The sequence below is a fragment of the Noviherbaspirillum aridicola genome, from assembly GCF_019656455.1.
GTDB lineage: Bacteria > Pseudomonadota > Gammaproteobacteria > Burkholderiales > Burkholderiaceae_D > Noviherbaspirillum > Noviherbaspirillum aridicola.
This window is the reverse complement of record NZ_BPMK01000001.1, coordinates 343,376-363,000: the sequence shown is the minus strand read 5'-3', so window position 1 is coordinate 363,000 and position 19,625 is coordinate 343,376. Positions and strand designations below refer to the sequence as shown.

The following is a 19,625-nucleotide window of genomic DNA, read 5'->3' as shown; positions in this document are numbered from 1 at the left end:
GGCCAATGATATGTTCGCATATCGTTCATTCACGCAGCCTATATGAGCAGCAATGGCATGGGATTTGCCTTGAGGGAGCCGGGGCGGGATACGACCGACAGTGAAGCACGATGTCTCGATGGGGGAAGCCATGGGATACCACAGCAGGGCAGGTGCCAACAGTTACCACTTCCCGGATCTGGCGACGCTGCTTGCGCGTGCCAGTCCGCTGCGTTCCGGCGACTGCCTTGCCGGTCTGGCGGCGGCCACCAACCAGGAGAGAATGGCCGCCCGCATGGCGCTCGCCGACCTGCCGCTGCGAGCCTTTCTCGAGCAGGCGCTGATCTCTTATGAGGACGACGAGGTGACGCGCCTGATCGTCGATTCCCATGACGCCGCGGCGTTCGCGCCCGTCGCTGCCCTCACCGTGGGGGAATTTCGCGACTGGCTGCTCGCCGATGAGACGGACAGCGCAACGCTCGCCGCGCTTGCCCCCGGCATCACGCCTGAAATGGCCGCGGCGGTGAGCAAGCTGATGCGCAACCAGGATCTCATCCTCGTCGCCAGCAAGTGCCGGGTGGTGACCCGCTTCCGCACCACGATCGGACTGCCCGGACATCTCGCGGTACGGCTGCAACCGAATCATCCGACAGACGACCTGCGCGGCATCGCCGCCAGCATGCTCGACGGCCTGATGTATGGCGCCGGCGACGCCGTGGTCGGCATCAATCCGGCCGGCGACAGCCTGCAGGCGATGCTGCCGCTATGGCGGGCGATGGACGAACTGCGCCGGCGTTTCGAGATTCCGATGCAAAGCTGCGTGCTCACCCACGTCACCACCCAGCTCCGGGCCATCGAAGCCGGCGCGCCGGTGGATCTCGTGTTCCAGTCGATCGCCGGCACCGAGCGGGCCAACGCGGGCTTCGGCGTGTCGCTGGCGCTGCTCGCGGAAGCGCAGGACGCCGCGGCGTCGCTCCATCGCGGCACGATAGGCGACAACCTGATGTACTTCGAGACCGGGCAGGGCAGCGCGCTGTCGGCCGATGCCCATCACGGTGTCGACCAGCAGACCTGCGAGGCGCGAGCCTATGCGGTGGCCCGCGCTTTCCGCCCGCTTTTGACGAACACCGTGGTCGGCTTCATCGGGCCGGAATACCTGTACGACGGCAAGCAGATCATACGCGCGGGTCTTGAAGACCATTTCTGCGGCAAGCTGCTCGGCGTACCCATGGGTTGCGACATCTGCCATACCAATCATGCCGAGGCCGACCAGGACGACATGGACAACCTGCTCACGCTGCTGGGCGCGGCGGGGGTGAACTTCATCATGGGCGTACCCGGGGCGGACGACATCATGCTGAACTACCAGAGCACCTCCTTTCACGACGCGCTGTACCTGCGTAGCCTGCTCGGTCACAAGCGTGCCCCCGAGTTCGAGGCCTGGCTGGCGCGCATGCGCATCAGCGACAACGACGGCAGGCTGTTGCCCGCGGTCGCCGGTCACCCGCTGCTGGCATCCGTCGCGGGGGTGCAGGCATGAGCCGGCCGCCCCGCACCGCCGGCGATCCCTGGCAGCAGCTGCGAAGCTGTACCCGCGCGCGCATCGCGCTCGGCCGTACGGGCTCCAGCCTGCCGACGACGGAAGTACTGCGTTTCGGGGTGGCCCACGCGGCGGCGCGCGACGCCGTGCATGCCGCCCTCGATGTCGCCGCGCTGGCGACCGCGCTCGCCGGCGGCGGCTTCAGGGTGCTGCAGGCGCATAGCGCCGCGACCGACCGGCAGGTCTATCTGCTGCGTCCGGATCTCGGTCGCCGGCTCGACGACGAGAGCCGCATGCGGCTCGAGAAGGAAGCGCCGGCGAGCGAGCTGGCGATCGTAGTCGGCGATGGCCTCTCGGCCGCCGCGGTGCAGGAACATGCGCTGCCCGTGCTGGAGCGGCTTCGCGGCGCACTGGACGGCGACTGGGACGGGAGGCCGGTCGTCATCGCCCGGCAGGCGCGTGTGGCGCTGGGCGACGGCATTGCCTGCGCACTGCGGGCACGTGCGGTGGCCGTACTGATAGGCGAGCGGCCGGGATTGAGTTCGACGGACAGCCTGGGCATCTATTTCACCTGGTCGCCACGCATCGGCAGCCTCGACAGCGAGCGCAACTGCATTTCGAATATCCGCCCCGCCGGGCTGGGGTACGACGATGCGGCGCGGCAGCTGGCGGCATTGATCAGGCTGTCGCGCCGGCTTGGCATGAGCGGCGTACGGCTGGGCGCCGCGCTCCTGAAAGCGTAGCGTAGGGTGCGGCGGCACGCGGACGCATCGTTTCCGCAATTCTTGATCTCCGAACTGGTTTCCGCGCCGGGACTCGGGTATTGTGCAGCTTGCTTACGCAGGAGCCGCCATGCCATCCGCAAAACAACAATTGCTCGACCAGGCCCGTGCCGACTACCAGCCCGAGCTGGTTCGATTCGATGAAGACGTGATCAGCCGCCTGCCGGCGCGCGGCGATCGTTTCAGTCACATGACCTCGGGCTTGTTCGGCAAGCCCGCAGGCAGCTCGCCGGAATCCGCCGCGGCCTACTGCATCGCCCTCAACAGCCTCAATTTCATGTTCTGGCAACCGGAGCCGGATGGGTTCAGCCGCTACCACTGGAACGGCTCGGGCGGCGCCCATGGCCTGGCTGCCGCCTTCGATCATGCATGGGGCGAACTGCAGGGACCCGAACGTCTGCGCGACTTGCTGGGTACGGGGGACGAGCAGGCGGTGCTCTCTGCGTTCGGCCAGATATCGCTCCCTCGCCGACGCGGACAGTTCCTGAGGGAGGTGCTGCAGGACAGGCAGCTGGAAGAGGCGGCGTCGGAACTGGTGGCCGCCGGCCGTTCGGGACGCATGAGTTCGGACGATGCGCAGCGGCTGGCCCAGCGGTTTCCGATGGCTTTCGGACAAGACGCCTACCTGATGCGGGCGCAGCTGGCGCTGATGTGGTACGCCGGCTACCTGATGGAGCAGGGCTCGGGCGTCGACTGCGACATCACCGTCGCGGCGAGCTACCAGATGCCCCGCGTAATGCGTTCGATCCGCGTCCTGCGCTTCGCGCCGGCGCTCGCGGAGATGATCGACAAGCATGTGCTCATTCTGCGCAACAGCCCCGAGGAACGGGCCATACGCTCGGCAACGGTGCTCGGCGCGCAGGCGATGGCTTTGCACCTCGGCGTGTCGGAGCATGCGATGGTCAACGTCCTCTGGCACAACCGGCATGCCAGCGGAAGCATTCCCTATCACCTCACCGTTACCACCGATTACTGAGTGAAGCGTGATCGACACGGCCCCCAAAAAAAATTCGTGCGCCTAAGCACTTTTACGCAATTTTGACAAAATCGGGTGTAGGATTGCGTCCGCAGTACCGAAAAAATCCAAGCCCAGGATGAGGTGGAGACAATGCAAAGAGGCCTGCGTCGTTCGCGCGACGCAGGCTTTTTTCATGTTATGCGTTATGGAAATATCTGTCATCACCAACGGAAAGCGGATGTTTTTTGTGCGCCGCAGTATTCTTCATCTGTCTCCTCCAACTCTCTTTGAATTGGATTCAGCCCGCTCCCGCAGCGGGCTTTTTTTTGTCCCTCACACCCCGTTTACTTCTCCCCCATTCTTCTTCCCGTCATCCAGTTGACGACAGTCAACATTGACGCCGGCCCGCCGTAGGAAAGTCCCTCCAGGCAATCAGCCTCGAATCCAGGGAGAGAAAAATGGACACCATTACCTTGCACGCATTGTCCGGCCGCGCGCCGCAGACCATCGAGCGCGCCCGTATCGCGGAAATTCTCGAGACCCGGTTCGGCGGTTGCGGGATCGTCCTCAAGGGCACCGCGCACCCGCTGCATTTCTGGGAGAGCAAGGAACAGGTGCTGAACCTGCTGGCGCCCCGGGGCTGACGGGGAAAACCGGGGCAGACAAGCCTGCGGATTCAGCAGCGCTTTGACAGACATCAGTGCTGTCGCGATTTCGGGACCGGCGAACGCCTGCGTCCCTATCATGGTGGGCTTGTCCAGACATCCGCATGGCCGCAGCCGCCGGCCTGTGCCACCGCTCCCCGCATGAATCACGAACCCTATCTTGCGTATGAGTTCGGCGTCGCCATCCTGGCGCCATGGCAGCAGGCATGTCTCGCCTCGCTGCGCACCATCAGCGCGCTTTCGGCGCCGTTGCCCGCCGCCATGCGCAATGCCTGTGCAGCCTGGGAGCTGCTCGCCGCGCTGCAGGTGTCCGGCGAGCGCCCTCCTTTTCGCCTGAGCGGGGGTGATACCCGGGAAGAAGTCGTCTGTTCGCTTCCTTTCTGCAGCCTCGTGCGTTTCCGGCGGGGGGCGGGCGGGCCGCCCGTCATGCTGGTGGCGCCCCTGTCGGGGCATTACGCATCCCGCCTGCGCGATACGGTCGGTGGACTGCTCGACGGTCATGACGTCTATGTCACCGACTGGCATAACGCGCGCGACGTCCCGCTCGGGCAGGGCGGATTCGATCTGGATGACTACATCGACTATCTGCTGCATTTTCTTCGCCGCATCGGACCCGGCGCGCACCTCGTCGCGATATGCCAGGCGAGCACCGCATCGCTGGCCGCGACCGCCTTGCTGGCCGAGGACGATGACGACGTGCGTCCACTCAGCTTCACGCTGATGTGCGGGCCTGTCGATCCGCGCATCAGCCCGACCGCCATCGGGCGGTTTGCGGCCGGCACGCCCGTGACGTGGTTCGAGCGCTGCATGACGACCGTCGTGCCTCCCGGCTTCGCCGGAGTCGGCCGGCGCGTCGCGCCCGGCTTCCTGCAGGTACCCAGTTTTTCCCGGAACGAGTCGACCGAAAGGTTTTCCGCGCTGCTGCAGTCCTGCGCCGGGCTCGGCGTATGGGACCGGGCGCAGATCGAGCAGGCGCGCCACGGCTACCTGGACGAACTTTCGCTGCTCGACCTGAGCGGCGAGTTCTATCTCTCCACGATCCGGCAGGTCTTTCAGGAGGCGGCCCTTGCGCGCGGGCGCCTGTACTGGCGCGGCAGACGGGTGCGGCCGGAGGCGATCCGGGACTGCGCCCTGATGACGATCGAGGCGGCGGAGGACGATGTCTGCGGACCCGGGCAGACGCATGTCGCGCATGAACTCTGCAGCGGACTGCCCCCCGCCTTGCGCCGGCGCCTGACCCAGCCGCGCACCGGCCACGTCGCCTTGTTCAACGGCCGCACGTGGCAGGATGACGTGTGTCCGGCGGTGCGCGCGATGATCGCGGAACGCGGAGGGGACCCGAAGCGCCCGCCGCAAGACGGCGAAGCAAGCCGGCCTCCTGCCCGGCCTCTGCTGCAGACCGCGCCGCTCTAGCCTCGGCAGCCGCGCTGGATGCGCCCGCACGGCTTGCGGTATGCTCACTGCTGCGGGGCCGCCGGTGCCCCCGCGCATATAACGATAAAACGGAGACAACAGGCATGGCGATCGGCTTCAGGCGCTCCTGGATGAACGAGGAGCTGGAGATGGTGCGCGACACCGTCCGCCGCTTCCTAGATCACGAAATGATTCCCGACGACGAGGCCGCCCGCAAGCGCGGTCATGTCGATCCCGCCCTCTGGCGCAAGGCGGGCGCACTCGGCCTGCTGTGCGCCGACATACCGCAGGAATACGGCGGTGCGGGCGGCGACTTCCGGCACGAGGCGGTCGTCCATGACGAGATGGGCCTGCGGGGCCTGACCGGCATGAACGTGGCGGTGCACAGCATCGCCGCCCATTACCTGCTCAATCACGGCACCGAGGCGCAGAAGCACAGGTATCTTCCGCGCCTGGCAAGCGGCGAACTCGTCGGCGCCATCGCCATGACCGAGCCGGGCGCCGGTTCCGACCTGCAGGGGATTCGCACCCGCGCCGAGCGCCATGGCGACGGCTGGCGGATCAACGGTTCCAAGACATTCATCACCAACGGCTATCTCGCCGGCCTCGTGCTGGTGGTGGTCAAGACCGATCCCTCGGCGCGCGCGCGCGGCATGTCGATCATGATCGTGGAGACCAGGGACCGGGCCGGATTCCGCGTCGGCCGCCTGCTCGACAAGATCGGCATGAAGGCGCAGGACACGGCCGAGCTTTTCTTCGACGACGTGCAGGTGGATGCCGACTGCGTGCTGGGCGGCGAAGCGGGCAAGGGCTTCTTCCAGCTGATGAGCGACCTGCCCTATGAGCGTACGCTGATCGGGGTGCAGGCAGCGGCCGCGATGGAGGGTGCCTACCGGGCGACGCTCGACTATACGAGGGAGAGGCAGGCATTCGGACAGGCGATCGCCGACTTCCAGAACACCCGCTTCAAACTGGCCGAGATCGCAACCCAGGTCAGGGTCGCCCGCAGCTTCGTCGACCGCTGCATCGAAGACCTGGTCGCCGGCCGGCTCGACACGGTCGATGCGTCGATGCTGAAGTACTGGAGCACCGACCTGCAGAACCGGGTCGTCGATGAATGCCTGCAGCTGTTCGGCGGCTACGGCTACATGAACGAATACCTGATCGGGCGCATGTACGTCGACGCGCGCATACAGCGCATCTACGGCGGTACCAACGAGATCATGAAAGAAGTGATCGCGCGCGCACTGTAGCCGATCCTATCGAAAGCGAGGAGAACATGGCGGGACCGCTGGCAGGGCTGAGAATCATCGAGATGGTGGGGCTGGGACCGGCTCCGTTTTGCGCAATGATGTTCGCGGACATGGGCGCGGAAGTCATTCGCATCGACCGGCCGCCGGGCACGGGGACGCCGGTGGTCGATCCGCGTTTCGACGTCACCGCGCGCGGCCGCCGCTCGCTCGCGATCGACCTCAAGAAGCCGGGTGCGACCGAGACGGTGCTGCAGCTGGTGGAAAAAGCCGATGCCCTGATCGAAGGCTTCCGCCCGGGCGTGATGGAGCGCCTCGGGCTGGGGCCGGACATCTGCCGCGAGCGCAATCCCTCGCTCGTCTACGGACGGATGACGGGCTGGGGGCAGGACGGCCCGCTGGCGCATGCCGCGGGACACGACATCAACTATGTCGCGCTGTCGGGCGCGCTGCATGCGATCGGCAAGGCAGACGAACCGCCGGCGGTGCCGCTCAACTACATCGGCGACTTCGGCGGCGGCGCGATGCTGCTGGCGTTCGGCGTCCTGTGCGGCCTGCTGGAAGCGCAGCGCAGCGGCAAGGGCCAGGTGGTGGACGCGGCGATGACGGACGGGGCGGCGCTGCTGTCGGCGATGATGTACGGGTTCAGGGCGGAGGGCACCTGGAGCAACCGGCGCGGCGAGAACCTGCTCGACGGCGGCGCACACTTCTATACCACCTATGCCTGCCGGGACGGCAAGGCGGTCGCGGTCGGCGCGATCGAGCCGCAGTTCTACGAAACGCTGCTGCGCCTGTGCGAGATCGACGATCCGGAGTTCAGGCGCCAGAACGACAGGCAGGCCTGGCCCCTGCTCAAGCAGCGGCTGGCCGAGGTCTTCCGCACGCGCACGCGGGACGAGTGGTGCGCGCTGCTGGAAGGCACCGATGCCTGCTTTGCGCCGGTGCTGGACTGGGACGAAGCACCCGAGCATCCGCACAATGCCGCCCGCAAGACCTTCATCCGCCTCAACGGCATCACGCAGCCCGCGCCCGCGCCGCGGTTTTCCGCGCGCCGCGCGGAACTGCCGTCGCCGCCCGCGCAGCCGGGAGAGCACAGCGAAGCCATCCTGCGCGACTGGGGCATCGCGCCGGCGCTGGTGGACGATCTGAAACAGCGCGGCGTGATCTGAGACATTCAACCAAGGAGACGACATGGCAGAAGCATTTATCGTTGCAGCAGTACGGACCGCGGGCGGCAAGCGCGGCGGCCGGCTCTCGGGCTGGCATCCGGTCGACCTCGCCGCGCGCGTGCTCGATGAACTGGTGGAGCGCAGCGGCGCCGACCCGGCCCTGGTGGAAGATGTGATCATGGGCTGCGTCAGCCAGATCGGCGAGCAGTCCACCAACGTCGCGCGCAACGCGGTGCTGGCCTCCCGGCTGCCGCAGTCGGTGCCGGGCACTTCGGTCGACCGCCAGTGCGGCTCTTCCCAGCAGGCCCTGCATTTCGCCGCGCAGGCGGTGATGTCGGGCAGCATGGATGTGGTGATCGCGGCGGGCGTCGAGAGCATGAGCCGGGTGCCGATGGGGTCGACCAGCGTGCTGCCGGCCAAGAATGGCATGGGTCACTACATGAGTCCCGCCATCCGCGCGCGCTACCCGGACACGCCGGAGTTCAGCCAGTTCATGGGGGCGGAGATGGTGGCGAAGAAATACGGCCTGGCGCGGGAGGCGCTCGATGAATACGCGCTGGGCAGCCACCAGCGCGCCATCGCCGCCAGCCGCGAAGGATTGTTCCGGCGCGAGATCCTGCCGCTGCCCGTGCGCACCGCGGACGGCGCCGAGACGGGCGATGTGCATGAGGTGGACGAGGGTATCCGCTTCGATGCCTCGCCCGAGGGTATCCGCGGCGTCAGGCTGCTGCAGGAGGGCGGCGTCATCACGGCGGCCAACGCGAGCCAGATATGCGATGGCGCCAGCGGCGTGATGGTGGTCAATGAAAAAGGCCTGAAGAATCTCGGCGTGCAGCCGCTGGCCCGCATTCATCACATGTCGCTGCTCGGCCACGATCCGGTGATCATGCTCGAGGCGCCGATTCCCGCCACCGTGCATGCGCTCAGGAAGGCAGGCATGAAGATCGACGACATCGACCTGTTCGAGGTCAACGAAGCCTTTGCATCGGTGCCGCTGGCCTGGATGCAGGCAACCGGCGCCGACCCCTCGCGGCTGAACGTCAACGGCGGCGCGGTCGCGCTCGGCCATCCGCTCGGCGCGTCCGGCACCAGGCTGATGACGACGCTGGTGCACGCGCTCGCGCAGCGTAACGGGCGCTATGGCTTGCAGACCATGTGCGAGGGCGGCGGCATGGCGAATGTGACGATCGTCGAGCGACTCTAGCGCGACCGGAGCGCACCCTCGTCGCCGCGCAGCACGGCGGCGAACAGCTCATTGTTGCGGTGTATGCCGAGCCGGGCGAAAGCCCGGTTGCGGTAAGTCTTCACCGTGGTAGCGCTGATGCCGAGATCGCAGGCGATGCCGTCATGGCTCATGCCTCTGAGCAGCCGCAGGCAGACATCCATCTCGCGCGCGGCGAGGTCGGGCGCCAGCCGCCTCAGCGCCTGCTCGTCATTGCGCAGCCCGCACTCGGGCTGCAGCGCGATCTGCCGCTCCACCGCGCTGAACAGTCCGCGCGCCATGATCCCGAACTCCGCCAGCTCGCGGTCCCGAAAGCCCGCCTGGTCGTCGTGCCGGTACAGATTGACCGTAAGTATGCTGCCGTCGTCGCGGCGCCGCGCGGCCGACAGCCGTTCACGCAGCCGGTGGCGCTCATAGATCATCCGGCGGTGGCCCGCGTTGCGCACGTCGCCGGCCGTCAGATGGACGATGCCCAGCGTATTGCCCGTCAGCGCCTCGAAGGTGCTGTCTTCCCGGTAGAGGCCGTCACGGTAGGCGCGGAAGCAATGGCCGGTCGCGTCCCGGCGCAGGTAGCTGCCGGACAGGTAGCAGACCGGCGCGGACGCGGTCGAGGTGCGGTAGACGCTCCACGAGCCGGCGGGCAGCCCGCGGTTGATGTCGCTCAGCGCCGCCGAGGCGAACCCGGGCGAGCCGATGTGCGCGATGATGCGCGACAGGGCGTCGAGCGCGAAAGAGCCGGAAGGATTTTCCTCTGCAAGCGTCCAGGCATTCATCGGGCATTCGCCAGTGCAGTCTTGTCCTCCTTTCGGAGGACATTCATTTGTCGCCGCAGGTCCTATCATGGAAGAACCGGAAGGAGCCGCGACAGAATCCCGGCAGCGCCGGGGGCGGATTCGGACAACACGGGGACATTAATGGAATTCCAGTCGCAGGACAAGCACGGCATCGGGCTGAGTCCATTCTGCCGGATCACCGCGCGGGTGGATCCGGTCGTCAGCCTCGGGCACGCGGCGCACGGCGAGCGGCGCTTCGTCCCGATCATCGGCGGCACGGTGGAAGGGGAGCAGCTGCGGGGCGAGGTGCTGGCCGGCGGCGTGGACTGGCAGGTGCAGCGTGCAGACGGCACACTCGAAATCGCCGCCCACTATGTACTGCGCGGCGACGACGGCGCGCTGATCGAGATCCGCAGCGAAGGCTACCGGCACGGCCCGCCGGACGTCATGCAGAAACTTGCGAGGGGAGAGCAGGTGCCGGCCGACCAGTACTACTTCCGCACCGCGATCACTTTTCAGACCGGCAGCGAACGCTGGCGCCACCTGAACTCGCTGCTGGCCATCGGCCGCGGCGCCCGCACCGCCGGGGCCGCCCTGATCGACGTCTTTCTGGTCCGCTAGAGACCCGGGGACGGCATTACATCAACAAGGAAAGAGGAGACAAACATGTACAAGCAAGGACTCTGGAGAAGGGCCGGCCGTCTGCTGGGAGGGGCCGCGCTCGTGCTGCTGACGGTCGTCGGCGCGGGTTCCGCCCATGCGCAGGGCTATCCGACGCGCCCGCTGCGGCTGGTGGTCGGATTCCCGGGCGGCACCGGTCCCGACCTGGTGGCGCGCGTGGTCGCGCAGAAATTGCAGGAAGCGCTCGGGCAGGGCGTGGTGGTCGACAACAAGCCGGGCGCGGCCGGACTGATCGCGGCACGCGAAGCCGCCAAGGCGGCGCCCGACGGCTACACGATTTTCCTCGGCGAAGTCGGCGGCATGGCGATCGCACCCAGCACCTACAGCCGGCTCGGTTTCGACCCCGTCAACGATTTCGCGCCGATCAGCCACCTGGTGACATCGGACTTCGCGTTCGTGGTCCCGGCGTCGCTGCCGCCGAAGAACCTGAAGGAATATGCGGACTGGGCGAAGGCGCAGAAGAATGTGTTCATGGGCACCTTCGGCGCCGGCACGCCCGGCCATTTCGGCATCGCCATGGTGACGGACGCCATGCAGATCAAGTCCGAGGCGGTGCATTACAAGAATACCGGCGATGCGATCAACGGCATCATCACGGGCGATACGCAGGGCATGTTCGGCACCCTCGCGCTGGTGGCGCCGCATGTGAAGGCAGGCAAGCTCAAGGCGCTGGCCACCTCGGGCTCGACGCGGTCGGCGATGCTGCCGGACGTGCCCACCGCACAGGAGCAGGGTTACCCGGCGGTGGAATTCGGCGCCTGGTTCGGCCTGTACGCGCCGGCGAAAACGCCGGCCGAGGTGCTGGAGACGCTGAGCCGGGCGACCATGAACGGGCTCAAGGCGCAGGACGCGAGAGAGCGGCTGCAGGGTGCCGGTTTCCGGATTGCCGGCAGCGGCCGCCAGGAGCTGGACCGTTTGCTGCGCGAGGACATTCCGCGCTGGGAAAAAGTGGTGAAGTCGACCGGATTCAAGGCGCAGGAGTAATCACGCCGGGGGCGTCGAGGGCTGCTCTTCCGCGCGCTTTTCGGAACGTACCGCGCGCACCTCGAGCGGCCTGATCAGGCCCTCGGCCGCCGCATGAGTGGCGGCGTATTCGCTGTCCGGCGCCAGCACCAGGTGCGCGCCGCTCTCCTGGACTTCCTGGATCAGGCGGTCGAGCGCATCGATGCGCTCCGGATCCGGGTTGACGTTGCGGATGTAGATGACCTTGATGCGGCCGGGATGCCGCGCCACGACCTCGCGGTAGATCTCCGGATCCTTTTGCCCGCTGTCTCCGATCAGCACGAAGGGCAGGTGAGGATAGGTGTTCATGATGCGCTCGATGTTGTCCAGCTTGTGCGCATGGTGGCGGCCCGACCCGAACATCGTCCTCAGGCGCAGCTGCTTGAGCATCAGCGGCCCGAGGGGAATGCGCTGGGTCTCGAAGAAATCCACCAGCGGCGTATAGAGGTGCCAGGGACTGCTGGATACATAGAAGAGCGGGTTGCCCTCGTCGCCGCCTGTGCCGTCGCGCAGGGCGGCGTAGAAGGCGGCGACGCCCTTGAAGGGCTTGCGGGTGTGCGCGTTCCTCACCGCGAGCATGGTCAGCATGCGCAGCTTGTTGGTGACGTTGCTCCACAATACCGTATCGTCGATATCGCTGATCACGCCGAAGCGAGCGCCGGGCGGCGGCACCAGGACCTGGGCCATGGCCCTGGGCTGAAGCTTGCGCGGACGCGGCGATAACAGCTCCAGCTCGACCTCGTGCCAGCCCGGCCCCGGCACGGGTCGCGGCAGGAGCAGCTCGATCGAGAAATAGCCGCCGCCATCGGCGACCACTTCCTGCTCCAGCCCGCCGAAGCGCGCCAGCAGACGCGCGCCCGGAATCTCATCGGCGCCGATACGCTTGGAAAGCTCCACCATGTTGCGCCAGGGCGAGACCTCGGGATGCGGGGAGGCAAAGCCTTCATCCTTGAGCACGCGTCCCTGCAGAAACAGGCGCTGCGCCGTGCCGAAGCCCATGTAGGGAATGATGACGGGGCGGCTGGCCAGCGCGGTCGCGCGCTTGAGATGATGCAGTGCCTGTCGCGGCCAGCGCATCGCCATCCTGTGATACGCAGGGGCGGCGACCGGATCGGGCGGCGCGTCGGTATCGACGGCCGGTGCGGCCGGACCTTCTATCCACAGACTGTCGCCGGGCTGCCGCCGCAGGCCCTGTACCGCGCGGTCGATCGCCGGGCGATCGCCGGGGGCGAGACGACGGGGCAGGATGTCGACCCCGATGCCCTGATCACGCAGCGCGGCGATCTCGGCGTCGGAAAGCAGATCCCTGTTCACCACCAGGGTGTCGCCGGGCTGCCCGCGCCATTGTTCGAAGCCGTTACGCGTGAGGATGAGATAGGTCATGACCGCGTCGATCGGAGAGGTTGATGCCGGTTCGATGGCGTCGACGCCGGCAAATTCCGGTACGGCGACGAGGCCTTGAGCCGCTGCAAGCCCGGGCGGCGGCAGCGGTTTGCGCCGGCGCGTTGCGCAAATCCGGACAATGGCGGAGACTGACGGCTCCACCCACCGGCTGCAGCCAGGAAAGGATCAGGCATGTCACAACCCGCAGTTCTTGCGTTCGATGTGTTCGGCACGGTTGTCGACTGGTACCGGCCCGTGTGCGCCGAGGTCCGCCGTCATTGCCCTCAGGTCGATGCCGATGCGTTCACGCTCGCATGGCGGGCCGGTTATCAGCCGGCGATGCGGCGAGTGATGTCGGGCGAACTGCCATGGATGACGGTCGACGAACTGCATCTGCTGATCCTGCGCGAGCTGCTGCAGCGCTTCCAGGTCGACGGCCTCGAGGAGGAGACGATTGCCCGCCTCAACGGCGTCTGGCACCGCCTCGATCCCTGGCCCGACAGTGTGGAAGGCCTGCGCCGCCTGAAGTCGAAGTACATGATCTGCACCCTGTCCAACGGCAACATCGGCCTGCTTGCCAACATGGCCAGGCACGCGGGACTGCCCTGGGACTGCATTCTGTCGGCCGAAATCTTCCGCGCCTACAAGCCGGACCCTGCCACCTACCTCGGCGTGGCCGGTATCTTCAGGCTCGCGCCAGGCGAGGTCATGATGGTCGCCGCGCACCAGGACGACCTGGCCGCCGCGCGCGCCTGCGGTCTGAAGACCGCCTATATCGAACGGCCGGAGGAATATGGCCCGCGCCGCCCGAAGGATGTGTCGGACAACGGTCTCAATACCTTCCACGCCGGCAGCCTGGTCTCGCTGGCGGATATGCTCGGGGTCTGAACCTCAGGAATTTGCAGCCGCGCCGTGGCACGGTCCCGCGGTGGTGGAGCGACACGCCGCGTCGGCGGCAATGCCGGGTACGCAGCCGTCATGCCCGCGCCCGCCGCCCTGCAGCAGGTAGGCAATCTCGCCGCGCCCGACGCCGAGATCGCTCAGGTCCCGCGCATCCATGGCGCTCCGTTCATCCGCAGCCCTTCCAGCTGTCCCGTGCCCACCCGCAGCAGACGTCCAAGGGCCTCTGATCTTCAACGACGCCGCCACGCGGATGTACCGGCTGACGATGGAGTGGTTTGCAAGCGCCGGCGAGAGCCCGACACTGAACGTGCTGGAAACCATGCGGCAATTCGGACAGGATTGAGGCCCGGCCGGGGTGCGCCGGCATGATCGTCCGCCTGTGAATATAATCCGCCATCACCGATCAAGAGCACGACCATGCCCAGCTACATCCGCACGATTCAGACCGTTGACGCACACACCGGGGGCGAACCGCTTCGCATCCTGGTGTCGGCCATGCCGCCCGTCCCCGGCAAGACGATTCTCGAGAAGCGCGCCTGGCTGAAGCAGAACCGCGATGATCTGCGCAAATTCCTCATGAACGAACCGCGCGGTCATGCCGACATGTACGGCGCCTATCTGCTGCCGCCGGTGACGCCGCAGGCGGATTTCGGTGTCATCTTCATCCATAACGAAGGCTACAGCGACATGTGCGGCCACGGCATCATCGCGCTCGGCCGCGTGCTCGTCGAGATGGGCTATGTCGAACGGACCTCGCCGGTGACGCGCATCGGTTTCGACGCGCCCGCCGGCTTCATCGAAGCGCAGGTGGAATGGGACGGCCAGCGGGCCGGCGCGGTCACCTTCCGCAACGTGCCTTCCTTCATCTACATGCGCGACCTGGAAGTCGACACGCCCGGTTTCGGCCGCATCACCGGCGACATCGTGTTCGGCGGCGCCTTCTACTACTACATCAATGCGGCGCAGGCCGGCCTCGACATCCGGACCGAACAGGTGCGCTCGCTGATCCAGCTGGGCGCGGAAACCAAGGCGGCGGTCAAGGCCGCGGTCTCGATACGGCATCCGCTGGAACCCGGCCTCAATGAGCTATACGGCACCATCATCGACGGTGCGCCCAACCGTCCCGGGGTGGATCAGTCCAACGTATGCATCTTCGCCGACCGTGAAGTCGACCGTTCGCCGACCGGCACCGGGACCTCGGGCCGCGCGGCACAGCTGTACTTCCGCGGCCGGCTGGGACTCAACCAGCCGCTGGTGAACGGCTCCATCGTCGGGAGCAGCTTTACGGTGCGCGTGATCGAAACGACCCGGGTGGGCGACTTCGACGCGGCGATCACCGAAGTCACCGGGACCGCGCATATCGGCGGCTTCAACCAGTGGGTGCTGGAGGAAGACGATCCTTTTCCCACCGGCTTCTTCTTCCGCTGATCCGGCCTCGGCGCACCATCTTCGATTCGCCGCGCGCCGGCTTATCCAGTCCCGCCCGCGAGGCGGGGCGACAGCCGGAACTATGTGTGCTGTGACACCACATACCGGCCACGACTTGTCTGCGTGGACGGGCCATCCGCATCATCGGCTCCTGATCCTGCCATCGCGTTCGGTACTCCTTCCCACGCAGGCAACCGCGTTTCAACGGCGGATACCCATCCCGGCGCGCTGGCGGGCCTGAATCTTGTCCAGTCGGCGGAAGCGCGGATCCTTGCCATTGTCAACTCGCCGATACCGTTTGCCATGGACACTCTTCGCAGCGCCATATCCTATCTCTACGCACCTCGCGCCCGCGAGGCTGAGCCCCTGTTGCCACCGCCCGTCCAAAGCCACGCAGGACGGTCGAGCGCGCATCATGTCGGGGAAGCGGCCGGGCCGCCAGGTGATGGAGGGTCGCCGCCTCACGCCCTGCGGCACCGGGGACGCGACAAGCCGCCGCCCTCCCTGCAGGCGCTGCTCGACACTTATGGAAAGCCGCAGCTGCGGGCTGAACAGATCGGACCGATGGCCAAAAAGGCGGGTGTGCGAACCCTGAGCGCGGTGGGAAACGCGGTACTCGGTGTTGCGCAGGCGGCCGCGACCACGGCGGTGACCTCGCGCGTGCTTCCCTATGTCACAGGCAGCGGCGGCGCATTGTTTTCGGCCGCAGCCAGCACGGTCAGTCATTTCACCGCGCGGCAGCGCCGCCAGCGGCCACTGGACCTGGAATCGGGCAGCGCGATGCCGCCCATCACACCCGGCGATCCCACCTCCGCGCTGCACTTCGTGCTGGCGAACCAGGTGTCGGCCAGTATTGGCGACACGATCAAGGGTTTCTTCGAGATCGCCAAGCAGCTCAAACTGCGTGACATGGATCTTTACGCCATGATTCACCAGAAAATGAAAGAGGGATCGAAGGACTTCGAAGCCGCGCACCCGGAGTTGCGCTCATCCTTCAGGGCCCTGGACGACGAGATCCAGTTCAGGATCGCCTCGCTTGAAGGCGACGCGAAAATGGATCTGAGCGATCTGAAGAACCTGTTGGAAGCCCGCGAGCTGCTGGCGCTGATACCGTATGAAAGCGTCAACATCTCGCATTGTGAACACGGAGGGGATGCGATCAAGCGCGCTGAGGCGGATGCCGCCCAGGCCGAAATCGTGCGGCAGGCGCCGGACAACGTGAAGCCGGTGCTCGACGCCTACATCCGCGACGTACGGGACGCGACGCTGCCTTTCAATCAGGAAGGGCGATCAAAATCCCTCATATGCCTGGCCGGGGCAGCCGGGACGGGGAAGTCGCATACTGCGACCCGGATATTCGAGGCCTTCGGCAAGACGCCGGTGCGCTGCACGATGGAAGAATTGATCGAAGCCCTCACCGGCAAGACGTCGGACGGAGAAAACCGGCTTTCCCGGCAGAGTACGCCGGCCGAATGTCTCGGACCGTTCTATCAATGGATCAAATCCGGGGACGCCTCCTGTCCGATCATCATAGAAGAGGTCAAGCTCAACGATCCGGCCTTGAGCGATATCAGCAAGCGCCTCCTCGATCCGGAGGTCAGGCGCTTCGAGATAAGCTATCCGGCGGTGCCCGGCGTGAAGTTCAAGCTGAACCTCGATCGCGTTCCGATCTGCTTCACCTCGAACGAGATCGCCACAGACCCGGCTATAATCCGCCGCGTGCCGCATGCCGTGTACGAAAGCGCCCCCGAGTGGGTCCGGCGTCTCGTCGCCAACCAAGACTTCAGCGCGCAAGTGAGAATGCTCGACAATTTCGCGCTGTCGGAAGAGCAGAAGCAGTCGGTGGTGAGCGCAGTGTCCGCGACGATGGAATACATGATCGCTCAGAATATGGAGAACGACCCGGGCCCCGCGATACTCCGGCAGGTCATTGCCCAGGTCTTTGCCTTCGAGAGGTCGAAGTTTCTGGGGACGGCGCCGGCGGACCCAGCGGGGGAGGCGGGTGCAGATGTCGAGCGTGACGCGCCGCGCTGGGAAATGGCGCCGGCCCTGTTGCCTGAAGAGACCAGAGCGTTCATCGACGCAAGCTTCAAGAAATGCCGCAGCGCAGGCCTGGCGACGATTTTGACCGAGGCGATCCAGAGCGAGAGCGAACAGACCGGAACGGTGCTTTCACTGCGCGAGCTGGCCGCGATCGTCGACGACAAGGGCAAGGATCTGAGCAAGCGGGAAAGGGTGCAAGTCATGTTCAACATATTGCGCCACCAGTCAGCCGGCTACGAAAACAAGCTCCGCGAGAATTACGAGCGTGTCCTCGCCGAACATGGTGGGGAGACGGGTGCGCGCGCGGTCGAAGAGGCACGGATGCCTCTGCAGTCCTTCACCAAGATCGATGACGCGATCGCGGCCGGCATGGTGCCTCTCAACCAGGAGAACGTTGCCGGCTACAACCTCGTCATGAAGATGCTGCGGGCGCGGGAACTCCTGTCCCTGGTGCCACTTGAAACGCCGAACATTTCCCATGCCGAAAAAGGCGGTGATGCCGGCAAGCGCCGGGAGATGAACAAGATACAGAGGAACATCGCCAGGCAGCTTCCGGAGGACGTCAAAAATGTCGTGAATACGTTCATCAGCGCGATGAGGGAAGCAAGCCTTCCTTTCCGCCAGGCCGGGCGTGCGCGGCCGGCGATCATCATCGCGGGCGGGCCGGGAACAGGGAAGACCACGCTTGCCAGAAGAATGTTCGAGGATTTCGGCAAGCCCTACATTGAGATGACGGTGGCGCAACTGATCAGCATCATGGACGCCAGCCGGCCGGGCGCCTTCGCGCCCATGACGAAGGACGCGGATGACGCGATCGGCGGACTGATGGCGTTCATCGACAAACAGGATGCGGGCTGCGGAATCCTGATCGACGAAGCCGAACTCGATAGCGAAAAAAATTTGGCGGCGTTGAAGCGTGTTCTCGACACGAACCTGACCAGGCTGATCGTGCCATTCGCCGACGTCAAAGGCGTGAATTTCGTCTTCGATATTTCGAAAAGCCCGATTTGCATGACGACGAACCATCCCACCAAGGAGGATGCGTTGCTGCGCCGGGCGCCACAGATCATGCTCAGTGCCGCGCCGGAACTGGTCAGACGGAGGATGGCCGAGCGCGACTTCAGGCAGCAAGTGCAATTGCTCGACCATTACAGTCTGAGCGAGGACGCGAAACAGAGCATAGTCGAACAGGTTTCGAATCTGATGGAATATGCGATCGAGCAGAACATGTCCAACCATCCCGGACCGGCGATCCTGCACGAATTGATTCCGGCCCTCTTTGCGCGCTTCCGGGACAACTACCTGCGTGCGCAGGAGGATGATGTCTCAGAGGTTTCGGAGACCGAGGAGGCGCCCAGGTGGAGCAAGCCGCCGGAAGATGAGCTGCCTCAGGAAGACAGGGTGTTCATCAATGATTTCTACACTACCCGCCAGCAGCAGGCGGCCGATGGCCGCGGTGAGGCGCCGGTGCGGCCAGTCGTTTCCACAGGCCTGTTCGGGGGACTCAATCTGGCGGGTCCGCTGGATGAATTGACGCCCACCGAACCGCCGTCTCCCGGCGTCGCATCGGGAGGTGTGCCTGCTTCCCCGACTGGCCATTCTCGGGCGGCCAGCACGGATGAGCCGGCGGAAGTTTCGCTCCGGGGCGAGGATGGACAGACGCTGCTGACCGATCATTTCAGACCGCTGCGGGTTTCTGTGCCCACAGACGAGGCCGAGCGGCTGCGGTTCGCCGCGGAGCGCGGGTCCGTGGACGACATCCGGGGTATTCTGCAAGACGCCGCCGGCCTGGATGTCAATGTGCCCGACAAATATGGAAACACGCCCTTGCTGCTGGCCGCCACTAAAGGTTGGAAGCCGGCCGTGGATGTGCTGATGGCCGATACACGGACTGCGTGGACCACCAACGTCCTCGGCCAGACGCCGCTGCACGTCGCCGCAGCCCGGGGGCACAAGGAAATTGTGCGGGAATTCCTGCGGCAGGCGGAGGAAGGCAGGCTCCCGATCGACTTGAATGCGCGAGACAACGCGGGCTTCACACCGCTCGCGCGCGCCGTCGCCGCAAGGATGCCGGACGTGGTGTCGATACTGCTTGCGCACGATTCCGTCAACGTGAACGCCGCGACTTCCGGCGGCGCGACGCCGTTGCATATTGCGGCGCGCGCGGGTGGGCTGCAGCTGGTCAGGTTGCTGGCGCAACATCAGGACACTGACCGGAGTGTCCGTGACAATGAAGGAAAGACCGCGTTCGATATCGCCTATGAAAAACATTCGACCAGACTGCTCAACTGGCTCGCGGTGGGCGACAGCAAACGGAGCCAGGCCGTGGCCTGACGTCTTCCATCCGGTCGACGACGATGGGTCGACGATGAAACGGCATGCCTCGCGACGCCGGGGAGAAGCGGACCCACGGCCGCTCTCCCGAGTGTCCGGG

General features: G+C 65.9%; 16 protein-coding genes. 13 read left to right on the top strand and 3 right to left on the bottom strand.

Features of this window, described 5'->3' with window-relative positions; genetic code table 11:
• The first annotated feature begins 130 nt into the window (after positions 1–130).
• From NCCP691_RS01755 to NCCP691_RS01720, 8 genes are all read left to right on the top strand, one after another.
• The gene (locus NCCP691_RS01755; RefSeq protein ID WP_220806545.1) at positions 131–1,519 is read left to right on the top strand and encodes an ethanolamine ammonia-lyase subunit EutB; all 1,389 of its coding nucleotides are present in this window, start codon (positions 131–133) and stop codon (positions 1,517–1,519) included.
• On the top strand, positions 1,516–2,262 hold the full coding sequence (gene eutC / locus NCCP691_RS01750) for an ethanolamine ammonia-lyase subunit EutC (RefSeq protein ID WP_220806504.1): 747 nt from the start codon (positions 1,516–1,518) through the stop codon (positions 2,260–2,262). Before NCCP691_RS01755 ends, eutC begins: the two co-directional genes overlap by 4 nt.
• Before the next feature lie 109 nt (positions 2,263–2,371).
• Positions 2,372–3,277, top strand: a complete 906-nt coding sequence (locus NCCP691_RS01745) for a queuosine salvage family protein (RefSeq protein ID WP_220806503.1) — start codon at positions 2,372–2,374, stop codon at positions 3,275–3,277.
• A gap of 440 nt (positions 3,278–3,717) precedes the next feature.
• A complete protein-coding gene (locus tag NCCP691_RS01740; RefSeq protein WP_220806502.1) occupies positions 3,718–3,903 on the top strand; it encodes a hypothetical protein in 186 nt (61 codons plus the stop codon).
• Between the two features lie 162 nt (positions 3,904–4,065).
• Entirely contained in the window at positions 4,066–5,337 is a 1,272-nt protein-coding gene (gene phaZ / locus NCCP691_RS01735; RefSeq protein WP_220806501.1) for a polyhydroxyalkanoate depolymerase, read from the top strand.
• 104 nt (positions 5,338–5,441) lie between these two features.
• A complete protein-coding gene (locus tag NCCP691_RS01730) occupies positions 5,442–6,590 on the top strand; it encodes an acyl-CoA dehydrogenase family protein (protein ID WP_220806500.1) in 1,149 nt (382 codons plus the stop codon).
• Between the two features lie 26 nt (positions 6,591–6,616).
• Positions 6,617–7,756 (top strand): CaiB/BaiF CoA transferase family protein, encoded by a 1,140-nt coding sequence (locus tag NCCP691_RS01725; RefSeq protein WP_220806499.1) that lies wholly within the window; start codon positions 6,617–6,619, stop codon positions 7,754–7,756.
• Positions 7,757–7,778: 22 nt separating this feature from the next.
• Positions 7,779–8,960: an acetyl-CoA C-acetyltransferase gene (locus NCCP691_RS01720; RefSeq protein ID WP_220806498.1), complete on the top strand. Its 1,182-nt coding sequence runs from the start codon at positions 7,779–7,781 to the stop codon at positions 8,958–8,960.
• Here the strand turns inward: NCCP691_RS01720 and NCCP691_RS01715 are convergent.
• Entirely contained in the window at positions 8,957–9,751 is a 795-nt protein-coding gene (locus tag NCCP691_RS01715; protein ID WP_220806497.1) for a helix-turn-helix transcriptional regulator, read from the bottom strand. The two genes, NCCP691_RS01720 and NCCP691_RS01715, sit on opposite strands and share 4 nt — an antisense overlap.
• 141 nt (positions 9,752–9,892) lie before the next feature.
• On the opposite strand from NCCP691_RS01715, the gene NCCP691_RS01710 reads away from it, so the two are divergent.
• Both NCCP691_RS01710 and NCCP691_RS01705 read left to right on the top strand, forming a co-directional pair.
• Positions 9,893–10,372, top strand: coding sequence for a DUF3237 domain-containing protein (locus tag NCCP691_RS01710; protein ID WP_220806496.1), 480 nt, complete (start codon positions 9,893–9,895; stop codon positions 10,370–10,372).
• A 45-nt stretch (positions 10,373–10,417) separates the two neighbouring features.
• Positions 10,418–11,416, top strand: coding sequence for a Bug family tripartite tricarboxylate transporter substrate binding protein (locus NCCP691_RS01705; RefSeq protein WP_220806495.1), 999 nt, complete (start codon positions 10,418–10,420; stop codon positions 11,414–11,416).
• Here NCCP691_RS01705 and NCCP691_RS01700 read toward each other — a convergent pair whose 3' ends face one another.
• The gene (locus NCCP691_RS01700; protein WP_220806494.1) at positions 11,417–12,817 is read right to left on the bottom strand and encodes an App1 family protein phosphatidate phosphatase; all 1,401 of its coding nucleotides are present in this window, start codon (positions 12,815–12,817) and stop codon (positions 11,417–11,419) included. It abuts the gene before it with no gap.
• A gap of 192 nt (positions 12,818–13,009) precedes the next feature.
• On the opposite strand from NCCP691_RS01700, the gene NCCP691_RS01695 reads away from it, so the two are divergent.
• Positions 13,010–13,705 (top strand): haloacid dehalogenase type II, encoded by a 696-nt coding sequence (locus NCCP691_RS01695; protein ID WP_220806493.1) that lies wholly within the window; start codon positions 13,010–13,012, stop codon positions 13,703–13,705.
• A gap of 3 nt (positions 13,706–13,708) precedes the next feature.
• Here the strand turns inward: NCCP691_RS01695 and NCCP691_RS01690 are convergent, their stop codons facing one another.
• Positions 13,709–13,876, bottom strand: coding sequence for a hypothetical protein (locus tag NCCP691_RS01690; protein WP_220806492.1), 168 nt, complete (start codon positions 13,874–13,876; stop codon positions 13,709–13,711).
• Positions 13,877–14,137: 261 nt separating this feature from the next.
• On the opposite strand from NCCP691_RS01690, the gene lhpH reads away from it, so the two are divergent.
• Complete coding sequence (gene lhpH / locus NCCP691_RS01685; RefSeq protein ID WP_220806491.1) at positions 14,138–15,148, top strand: trans-3-hydroxy-L-proline dehydratase; 1,011 nt, start codon at positions 14,138–14,140, stop codon at positions 15,146–15,148.
• A gap of 123 nt (positions 15,149–15,271) precedes the next feature.
• Positions 15,272–19,525: an ankyrin repeat domain-containing protein gene (locus tag NCCP691_RS01680; RefSeq protein ID WP_220806490.1), complete on the top strand. Its 4,254-nt coding sequence runs from the start codon at positions 15,272–15,274 to the stop codon at positions 19,523–19,525.
• Positions 19,526–19,625: the final 100 nt, after the last annotated feature.

Bases quoted from the DNA above. Each gene is read 5' to 3' on its own strand.
- NCCP691_RS01700 (WP_220806494.1), bottom strand. From the start codon at position 12,817: ATGACCTATCTCATCCTCACGCGTAACGGCTTCGAACAATGGCGCGGG.
- NCCP691_RS01755 (WP_220806545.1), top strand. From the start codon at position 131: ATGGGATACCACAGCAGGGCAGGTGCCAACAGTTACCACTTCCCGGAT.
- phaZ (WP_220806501.1), top strand. From the start codon at position 4,066: ATGAATCACGAACCCTATCTTGCGTATGAGTTCGGCGTCGCCATCCTG.
- NCCP691_RS01690 (WP_220806492.1), bottom strand. From the start codon at position 13,876: ATGGATGCGCGGGACCTGAGCGATCTCGGCGTCGGGCGCGGCGAGATT.
- NCCP691_RS01730 (WP_220806500.1), top strand. From the start codon at position 5,442: ATGGCGATCGGCTTCAGGCGCTCCTGGATGAACGAGGAGCTGGAGATG.
- NCCP691_RS01745 (WP_220806503.1), top strand. From the start codon at position 2,372: ATGCCATCCGCAAAACAACAATTGCTCGACCAGGCCCGTGCCGACTAC.
- NCCP691_RS01695 (WP_220806493.1), top strand. From the start codon at position 13,010: ATGTCACAACCCGCAGTTCTTGCGTTCGATGTGTTCGGCACGGTTGTC.
- NCCP691_RS01740 (WP_220806502.1), top strand. From the start codon at position 3,718: ATGGACACCATTACCTTGCACGCATTGTCCGGCCGCGCGCCGCAGACC.
- eutC (WP_220806504.1), top strand. From the start codon at position 1,516: ATGAGCCGGCCGCCCCGCACCGCCGGCGATCCCTGGCAGCAGCTGCGA.
- NCCP691_RS01715 (WP_220806497.1), bottom strand. From the start codon at position 9,751: ATGAATGCCTGGACGCTTGCAGAGGAAAATCCTTCCGGCTCTTTCGCG.
- NCCP691_RS01710 (WP_220806496.1), top strand. From the start codon at position 9,893: ATGGAATTCCAGTCGCAGGACAAGCACGGCATCGGGCTGAGTCCATTC.
- lhpH (WP_220806491.1), top strand. From the start codon at position 14,138: ATGCCCAGCTACATCCGCACGATTCAGACCGTTGACGCACACACCGGG.
- NCCP691_RS01720 (WP_220806498.1), top strand. From the start codon at position 7,779: ATGGCAGAAGCATTTATCGTTGCAGCAGTACGGACCGCGGGCGGCAAG.
- NCCP691_RS01725 (WP_220806499.1), top strand. From the start codon at position 6,617: ATGGCGGGACCGCTGGCAGGGCTGAGAATCATCGAGATGGTGGGGCTG.
- NCCP691_RS01705 (WP_220806495.1), top strand. From the start codon at position 10,418: ATGTACAAGCAAGGACTCTGGAGAAGGGCCGGCCGTCTGCTGGGAGGG.